At 40.1% G+C, this 8,072-nt stretch carries 9 protein-coding genes; 3 read left to right on the forward strand and 6 right to left on the reverse strand.

The window, feature by feature from the left end:
• Positions 1-362: 362 nt before the first annotated feature.
• The 4 genes from VB732_RS34740 to VB732_RS34755 form a co-directional block, all read right to left on the reverse strand.
• Positions 363-572, reverse strand: coding sequence for a hypothetical protein (locus VB732_RS34740; protein ID WP_323235354.1), 210 nt, complete (start codon positions 570-572; stop codon positions 363-365).
• Positions 573-668: 96 nt separating this feature from the next.
• A complete protein-coding gene (locus VB732_RS34745) occupies positions 669-827 on the reverse strand; it encodes a hypothetical protein (RefSeq protein WP_323235355.1) in 159 nt (52 codons plus the stop codon).
• A 174-nt stretch (positions 828-1,001) separates the two neighbouring features.
• Positions 1,002-1,739 carry a hypothetical protein gene (locus VB732_RS34750; RefSeq protein ID WP_323235356.1) on the reverse strand — a complete coding sequence of 246 codons (738 nt, stop codon included), beginning with the start codon at positions 1,737-1,739 and terminating at the stop codon, positions 1,002-1,004.
• 60 nt (positions 1,740-1,799) lie between these two features.
• Complete coding sequence (locus VB732_RS34755) at positions 1,800-2,192, reverse strand: hypothetical protein (protein WP_323235357.1); 393 nt, start codon at positions 2,190-2,192, stop codon at positions 1,800-1,802.
• A 173-nt stretch (positions 2,193-2,365) separates the two neighbouring features.
• On the opposite strand from VB732_RS34755, the gene VB732_RS34760 reads away from it, so the two are divergent.
• The 3 genes from VB732_RS34760 (at position 2,366) to VB732_RS34770 (ending at position 5,407) form a co-directional block, all read left to right on the forward strand.
• Positions 2,366-3,121 (forward strand): hypothetical protein, encoded by a 756-nt coding sequence (locus VB732_RS34760; RefSeq protein ID WP_323235358.1) that lies wholly within the window; start codon positions 2,366-2,368, stop codon positions 3,119-3,121.
• A gap of 544 nt (positions 3,122-3,665) precedes the next feature.
• Positions 3,666-4,442: a ParA family protein gene (locus VB732_RS34765; RefSeq protein WP_323235359.1), complete on the forward strand. Its 777-nt coding sequence runs from the start codon at positions 3,666-3,668 to the stop codon at positions 4,440-4,442.
• Positions 4,439-5,407, forward strand: coding sequence for a ParB/RepB/Spo0J family partition protein (locus VB732_RS34770; RefSeq protein WP_323235360.1), 969 nt, complete (start codon positions 4,439-4,441; stop codon positions 5,405-5,407). The genes VB732_RS34765 and VB732_RS34770 overlap by 4 nt, the downstream gene beginning before the upstream one ends.
• Positions 5,408-5,603: 196 nt before the next feature.
• On the opposite strand, the gene VB732_RS34775 is transcribed toward VB732_RS34770, so the two are convergent.
• Both VB732_RS34775 and VB732_RS34780 read right to left on the reverse strand, forming a co-directional pair.
• The gene (locus VB732_RS34775) at positions 5,604-6,410 is read right to left on the reverse strand and encodes a P63C domain-containing protein (protein ID WP_323235361.1); all 807 of its coding nucleotides are present in this window, start codon (positions 6,408-6,410) and stop codon (positions 5,604-5,606) included.
• 278 nt (positions 6,411-6,688) lie between these two features.
• Positions 6,689-8,072, reverse strand: a 1,384-nt coding sequence (locus VB732_RS34780; RefSeq protein WP_323235362.1) for a strawberry notch C-terminal domain-containing protein, incomplete at its 5' end; no start/stop codon positions are given.

The following is an 8,072-nucleotide window of genomic DNA, read 5'->3' on the forward strand; positions in this document are numbered from 1 at the left end:
TAAATCTCAAACACAACAAATAGACTTACAAAGATAGATTTATCCTAACCATGCGAAGCGTTGAAAAAAAATATTAGCTAGTCTGCACGCTTGCAGGCAGACTAGCTAATATTAAGATTAACAGTGTGGGTATTGGGTAGCCATTCTTCAGTAGCGAAGTATAATATTCTGCCTACTCCTCTAAATAAATATCATAGGGAGTCTTAAAATGCTTTCGTCAGGAACAGCAGTGACCAAATCAGAAATAAAAGTATGCATAAATAAATTCTCACAAACAAACTACACCTTTTTCACCGCGAAGAGTTCAAGAAAATCCTCATAAGGATCAGGACGAGCTTCATCCTCTTCATCTATCAGCATCATCAGTCATCAGCCTTATCTGAATCGTATTTTATCCAATACCCCTCATTATTTTTATCTATAATTATTTCGTTTAGAGAATCATCACTGATTAAAATACTATAAATATTTGGATTCTCTTTGACATGAACAATAAACTCATCTAATTTAGATTCGTCAATTTTTTGATAAGTATTTTCATCGAAATTCAAGCAGACATGGAATATCTTCATTTTTTACTGTTGACAAATGTATTTTACACCAAACTCCAGTTGAAAAGGAGAATTGAAGAGGTGAATATCAAATATCCACCTGTGAACAACTATTGATTAATAACCAGCAAAAGCATCTGTGATTTTATCGATTGGTTCACACCATGAGGGACTAGTCTTTTGACTACAGAACAATACTTCTGTACTCACTAGCGCTGTGGCTGAACCCATTAGTATTCCAACTAATACAAAATAAGCTACTGCAATAGTTTTCATTAGCCTCACCCTTTTAAAGAAGTTAATCTGCTTCAATTAGCTTGGGCGTAGCCTCACCATAATTGATGTTGCAATGCGTCTAGAATTGATTCGGCTTCATCAATTGTGAGCATCTCTAGTTGGGCGCAAATAGGTTATTCGCATAAATATTGGCTATAAGCCTGTCATTTTTTCTTAAGTTTGGATAATTCTAAAAATTCTTGAGTCTAGTTGCCTTTGATTAATTGGACTATTTGGGACAGTAACAATACAGAAGATAGGAGAAATAAATATTTCTACTTCATCAGGGTAATCAACCAGATAAATTTCTCTATAGTTATTAGTTGGAGGATTTAATTCCACATTCCACAATAAGGGGGTTTGCAAAATCTCACTGATGAATTGATTTGAGTATTTTTGGGACTGATATTCATCCCATAGCCTGGTTAATACTGTCTGAATTTCTTGCCCATCTTTCCATAATTGAGGGGGATTACTTTCTTTAATGAACTCTAAATTTAATTCCCGACAATTAGACAATGCTGCTTGATATCCCTGTTCTTGTTGGTTTAGCTCTTGTAAATATACCTGCTGATGATTATCACACCACTTTTGATTACAATCAATATTATGTATTTGATTATTAGCCTCTAAAATTCCTTGAAATGACTGTACCTTTTCTTGGGCGACTGTATTAGTATCACTGACGTGCCACGTCAAGCGATTATCATGACGAACAAGTATGAGTTTTAGCCAATTGAGCCATGATTGGGCATTCATCCCACAATTTTGTAACTCTTGATTGCCAAGGGTATGTTTGTCAAATGGAAGAACATGAAGCCCGTCTTTGACTAGTACCCAGAAAGCAAAATCAATTAAGCTGGATGAACCAATGCGAATATGTCCAGCTTGGGAAATATTACTGATTACCATTTTTATGCAAATAATGTTTGATAGGAGTCAGTTTAACCAACTCCTATAATCTAGCTTATTTTAGTTGCACTGAACACTTAGAGGCTTTCTCAAAGAATATCGATAAACTCCCGATAGACTAATATTATAAGCCTCACCAGAAATTGTAACTTGTTTTTGCAGTCCATCGAATATTTCAAAGGTTTGATAATCTACAGTGGGGGGAATGACTGCACTATAAATATCTCTAACCTCTCCATTTGTTTTTAAACGAAAATTTATGGCGTTTATAGGTTTACTTGCATCATTTACTATTAGTTTCCAAACCATCCTTGTTTTATCACCTCTAGTATGCTGGCATTGAAGTATTCCTAATGCGCCACCTGTCAAAGTATCTCTGTTGATAGCGGCTTGTGCTATTTGAGGCAGTAAAAAGGAAATTATCAGAGTTATTAAGGTAGTCTTTTTGAACATGAGTAGGTTTCCTTTAAACGGGTTCTTCACTCATGTTTTGCCTAGCAATTTATCTTTACTAAGCACGAAAAAATAACCACTTCATTGAATAGAGTAAACCTTTCAGTAATAATTGCTTCAATTCGTCTTAGGTTAGTATCTTTATTGTCCGCTTTGGCACGGTTATGCCAAATATGCTAAATACAAAGGTAAAACAACTGCCAATGCTCGATTACGTCAGTGCAGGAATCGCGTTTTACATTACAATGCTCCCCGTACAAGAGTGGATATTGGAATTCCGCCTTGGTTATCTCGGTCGCTACTGGAGCCTGATAAGTGTTGCTGGCTTATTCATTGGCTTTTTGCTCTGTCTGCTGATATTTGTGCCATTGATCATTAACATGGCATTAGATCCGTTCAGATATCCAGATCATTTGGTCATGAGTGGGATCGCTGCGGTGATTTTTGGTGCAATACTTTGGCTGGGACAGTGGCTGATCCTGCGACAGACTGAAATGACACCAAGAGTTTTTGCGCTCATCAATACAGTAGTTGGAATTTCTGTCTTCTCTGTGCTGGTATGGTTCAATCAAAAAAGTTTGCAGTGGAGCGGTGGCCCAATTGAAGGCTGGAGAACCGGACTCATCTTTCTAGTGGGTGGTACAGTTACCGGAGCGGCGACGGGTAAAGCATTAGATTTTTACTGTGGACGAGTTGAGCAGCGATTAATCAGACTTGAGAGGGAGAGGGTAGAGCAAGAAACCCAAGAGCGAGAAAAGCTTTTGAGAGAGCGGTTTGAGAAGCAGAAATTAGAGCAAGAACGCCTAGAAGCAGAGATGGCAGAGCAGAAAAGGCTACAGCGAGAGGCGGCTCAAGAGGAGGAACGTTTGTGGTACGAAAAACACGGGAAAGACTATGCTGATTATGAATATGACGAGGAGGAAGAATAACTTTGTGCTGACGGGGATGACCGTAAGCGATGCCTGCGGCGGGCATCGCCTACGCTGATGGATAACTCTGACCTTCAGCAGAATAATTAGTTTTTCTTACACTGATAACTAATAATTGTTAATGCAAACATTTTCTCTTACTCTCCTGCTCCCCTACTCCCCTGCTCAAGAGCCTTTTTTCTCCAGACTCAAGAGCTTATCATAACCTCTTGGGGGCTAAGTGGGGTAAAATCCCACCAAGTCAAATATACTCCACATAGCCCCCACATAGCCCCCACATAGGAGTCAAATTCTGCTCAAGCCTCTAAATAACTTTGGGGTATATATAGCCCCCACACAGCCCCCATGATTTTTTTAAATCTTTTCTATCAACGCAGCAAAAATTAATTTAGATCATCGTTGACAGCTTGATTTATACTTTAGTGTCAATATTTTGTTAACAAGGACAAGCAGTAAAATATTCTGCTCCAGACCTTAGTTGTCAACCTTAAATAGTAATATTTGCTAAATAACTCAATTCTTGAAATTACAAATCTAATTGTTTATGAACCGAAATTCCACAAAAGTAATTGCTATTTTGAATCAATCCGGTGGTGCAGGTAAGTCAACTTTAACTCAAAACCTTGGCTATCATCTTGCAATTAAACACAAAGTACTACTTGTAGATTTAGACCCGCAAGCATCATTAACAGCCTTTATGGGGTTAAGTAAAGAGAAGCTCACCGACGAGCAAAATATTTATGGTGTCCTTACTGAACGTACAGCTTTACATATATGGGAAAAAACTATTCATGGAATGTATTTGATTCCTACCAATATCAAACTTGCTGGGACAGAACGAGAAATTCTTCAGGATATGACAATCGATAACCGTACACGGCTAAAACTTGTACTTGATGATGTCCTAGACCAGTTCAACTACATTCTTATCGATTGTCCTCCTTCTTTGGGCATACTGAGTATCATGAGTTTAGTCGCTGCTACTCATGTAGTAATTCCTTTACAGACACAATATAAGTGCTATCTTGGCACAGACCAACTACTCCAAACTATTGCTCGTGTAAAAAAAGGTGGACATCAGAAATTAGAAATTGCTTGTATAGTTCCAATGATGTACGATAGTCGAAATTTACAAGACGCAGGGATATTATCAGAGGTTAAACAACAGGTAGAAGGGCGTATACACGTTGCTCCCCCTATTCCTAAATCAACAGTATTTCCAGATGCAGCTCAGGCTAACGTGCCGCTTGCTCTTTACAAAAGAAATCATCCCGCAGTTCCCATACTTGAAGACATTGCAAATTACATTATTAAATTATGAGTGAACGTACATTAGATAGATTATCTGGTTTGGATGGGCTATTCGGAAATGACGAAGACGCTACGACACAAGCTTCAATGTTACCAGTATCCCAAATTATTCTTCCTAAATCTCAACCCCGACGATATTTTGACCAAAATAAACTCGAGTCTCTTGCTAATAGCATTAAAGAAGTAGGGTTGCTAGAGCCTATAGTTGTTAGGTGTATTAGAGAAAATACTTACGAACTTGTAGCAGGCGAACGTCGCCTTAAAGCTTGCCAAATAGCTAAGTTAGAAAATGTAGCTGTAAATCTCATCGAATGCGATAACACCACAGCAAGCCGCATTCGTTTAGTTGAAAACCTTCAACGTGAAGACCTGAATGTTTATGAAGAAACTATTGGAATTTTAGAACTACTTGCAATGTTGCTAGAGATAGACCAGGAAACAGTAGTTCAACACATGTATCAGATGCACCATGCCTATAACGGTGAAACTGGACATAACGTTATGTCCAACAAAGAAAGTCTTACCATACAAAAAGTTTTTACTCAATTAGGGAAAATTACATGGCAGTCTTTTGTATCAAACAGACTCCCTATACTAAATCTAAAAGATGATATTAAAGCAGCTTTAGCAGAGGGAAAATTAGAGTATACAAAAGCTTTAGCAATATCTAAAATTAAAGATAAAGAAAAACGAACTGAGGTGTTGAGACAGGCAATAGAGGAGAGTCTTTCTCTGTCTAAAATTAAAGAAATAGTAAAAGAAATTCTTCAGCAAAGTCCAAAAGACGAGAAAAATGTAAGCGTTAAAAAACAGTATCAAGAAAAAACTAGTTACATCTTTAAACTTCTTAAAAAAAGTAAGGTTTGGGATGATGATAAAAAAGTCAAACAACTTATGAAGAGTATTGGTCAAATAGAAAAGCTTTTGACTGAAACAGATTTAACGTCTGAGATTGAGAATGATTTCAATGGTTAGAAATAAAGTACCAAATAGCTCTAAGTAAACGAAAATCACTAATGTAAAAATCAGGGTTTTCAAAATGTCGTTTTCCAGATGCTGTAAAAAGTCAGCTAGATATAGATGTTTCAATCACATCATCGCGCAGCTTGGCATCACTGTGGCAACTTGATCGCGGTAAGCCGTTGTCAGCTTACCGCATAACTTACGTCAACTATTCCACATTCCAACCATCAAACAGATTAGGCTGATCAATTCCGTACTGCCTCTGCACCAGCCGCCTCAGTTCTGTCACCGAGTTAGCCGACTTCATCAGAACCAGGACTGATATCACGTGGGGAGATAACCTCTCCTTTGTTTCTTTCGACAGCATTTGGTGTATTTTGTACTTCCTCCTCCCGTTAGGCAAAATTGGATTAACGATATCGAGCTTGGCTTTTTCTTCTGGAGTCATCCAGTTGTAGACAAACTCCCAATAGTATTTGCCATTTTGTATATGCCTTTTATGGAGCTTGCTTATCCGTGCTAGATTCTCCTCAAATTCAGTCTCGAAAAGTTTCGTCCAAGGGCGAGGCGTATTTAAGATGCGAGAATCGTCTATGCGCCGTTGTTCAATTGTCCGCGACTCTCCCCAAACTTGCTCGAATCTGCTGATGAGTGAATCTTCAGATAAGGCATCAATTAACCTTCGAGCTTGTGCATTTCCTTTTGTGTCAAAGTAACGCCAAATTATTCTGGCATCTTTTAGTGACCAAGTTATAGCACGTGTTACTGTTGTTTTAACCGTATATTCCGCAGAAAGTGTAACCTGATTTAAGCCTTGTTGTACAAGGGTTTTATAGACACGGGGTAGGCTAAACTGTAACCTGGTTAGCCAGTTCTTATTTATACCTATTGCCTCAAGTATGTGATTTTGAGACATCCGGTACTCTTTCGTTTCAACAATCCTAATAGCATCAAACCGATAGTTGCCGATGTACAACTCAACGGCGTGGGCGGGTGTGAAGTCTTTCTTAGCCATGATTGCTTTCTCCACAAAAATTTCATCAAATTCTCGCGGAGCGTTTGCATGGTAGATTGCACTTCCCTTGGTGTTATCATCGCTGCCCAGTTTTTGAGAGTAAAAAAGACCCAGACATTTAATCTAGTAGTCTGCCAACCCAAAGATGCGCTTGTGAGGACTGGGGAAAGGGAAAAGGGGACTGGTTTTGGGATTTAAACCCTTTCCCCCTTATCCCCACTTCCCCTTTACCCCGCTTTCGTCACGAAAGCGAACTACTAGGTCTTTGAGGTTGGAAATTATCCCAAGATTTCAATCACAGCCGCGAGAATAGCTGGGGCTTTGTCTGAAACCGGAATGAATACCCGCTTTTTCCAGTTGATGATCTCGGTAAAACATCCAACAGCTAAGAGTCGCTCTGCCAGTGAGATAGCATTAACCAGTTCTATGCGAGGTTCATTAGCAACGAAAGAACGTCGCAAGGTTACGCCACCCGGCAACTGCTGGGAATAGCCTTCATTTAGCACTAAAGAGACTAACTCCTGTGGGCTTAACAGCTTGTCCTTGAGTCCGAGTTGTTCAGCCACCGACTGGATATCCTGAGCGTTAACCACCCGACCGAGAATCTTTTGTCCATCGGCGGTTTGTAGTCGGAATACTCGACTACTGTGCTGTGGCAGGATTTTCCAGATGGGTAGGAGAATACCAGTTACCAAATGCAGGTAATCGGTTGTGAACTTGGGTAATTCGTTTACTTCAGTAGACCAAGCAGCAGTAAACGCATCAATAGAAACTTGCCCCCATGTGGAAGATTCCAAGTCTTGGACTGGTACGCGAGTTTCTTTCTGTGGACGAATCAGCAAAACTCTTGGGACAACACCACCATCCGCGTCGTAGATACTATGTGTCGGAATTGATACAGCAGCATTGCCTGACTTGGTGTTGATCATGAGTTTTCCTTGATATTGAGTGGCGAACTCTAACATCTCGTCAGCAGTTCTGATGTTGTTCTTCTGAGTGCGTTCCACTTTCAAGTAATTGGTGACGCTACCAGTTTGAGCATGAGTGTACACAGCTTCCTGGCTCTCAACAGCAAAGCGTTCAGCCCGGAGTGTCTCTACACCCATCTCATAGACACCAGCCGCGATCGCTGCTTCAATCTGTTGACTTAGCAACAACTCAAAACGCTCGAAAATGATGTTTTGCATATCGATGCGTAAAGCCAGCAGCCGATTAAGGAATTGCCGCAATGGGGGCAAGTCGATTTTCATCCCGCCTTCATGAGAGGTTAAACTCAGTCCCGTCATTTGCTCGAACTTTCCTAAAGGCACTTCATAAAATCGACCTTGGAAAATCTGCTTAAACAACTCGTATAGTGCGTACTCTGCATAGTTCGATTCAAGGTTATCTTTAGCTTCAAATATCCCATTGCCTCCGGTTTGCCTTTGCCCCCTTGTGAGTGCGCCCAAGCTATCCAGCCGTCGAGCAATAGTGCTGATGAATCGGCGTTCACCTATAACGTTCGTCGTGACTGGTCTGAACACGGGCGCAGATGCTTGGTTGGTTCTGTGGGATCGCCCAAGCCCTTGAATAGCATTGTCTGCTCTCCAGCCGGCTTCCAACAAATAATGCGATCGCCGCCGACGATTCACAGCGTTCAAATCCGCGTGATAGCTGCGACCT

It is taken from the genome of Nostoc sp. UHCC 0252 (genome assembly GCF_034931145.1).
Lineage (GTDB): Bacteria > Cyanobacteriota > Cyanobacteriia > Cyanobacteriales > Nostocaceae > Nostoc.

Coding starts and splice junctions, on each gene's coding strand:
- VB732_RS34740 (WP_323235354.1), bottom strand. CDS start 572: ATGAAGATATTCCATGTCTGCTTGAATTTCGATGAAAATACTTATCAA.
- VB732_RS34745 (WP_323235355.1), bottom strand. CDS start 827: ATGAAAACTATTGCAGTAGCTTATTTTGTATTAGTTGGAATACTAATG.
- VB732_RS34750 (WP_323235356.1), bottom strand. CDS start 1,739: ATGGTAATCAGTAATATTTCCCAAGCTGGACATATTCGCATTGGTTCA.
- VB732_RS34755 (WP_323235357.1), bottom strand. CDS start 2,192: ATGTTCAAAAAGACTACCTTAATAACTCTGATAATTTCCTTTTTACTG.
- VB732_RS34760 (WP_323235358.1), top strand. CDS start 2,366: ATGCTAAATACAAAGGTAAAACAACTGCCAATGCTCGATTACGTCAGT.
- VB732_RS34765 (WP_323235359.1), top strand. CDS start 3,666: ATGAACCGAAATTCCACAAAAGTAATTGCTATTTTGAATCAATCCGGT.
- VB732_RS34770 (WP_323235360.1), top strand. CDS start 4,439: ATGAGTGAACGTACATTAGATAGATTATCTGGTTTGGATGGGCTATTC.
- VB732_RS34775 (WP_323235361.1), bottom strand. CDS start 6,410: ATGGCTAAGAAAGACTTCACACCCGCCCACGCCGTTGAGTTGTACATC.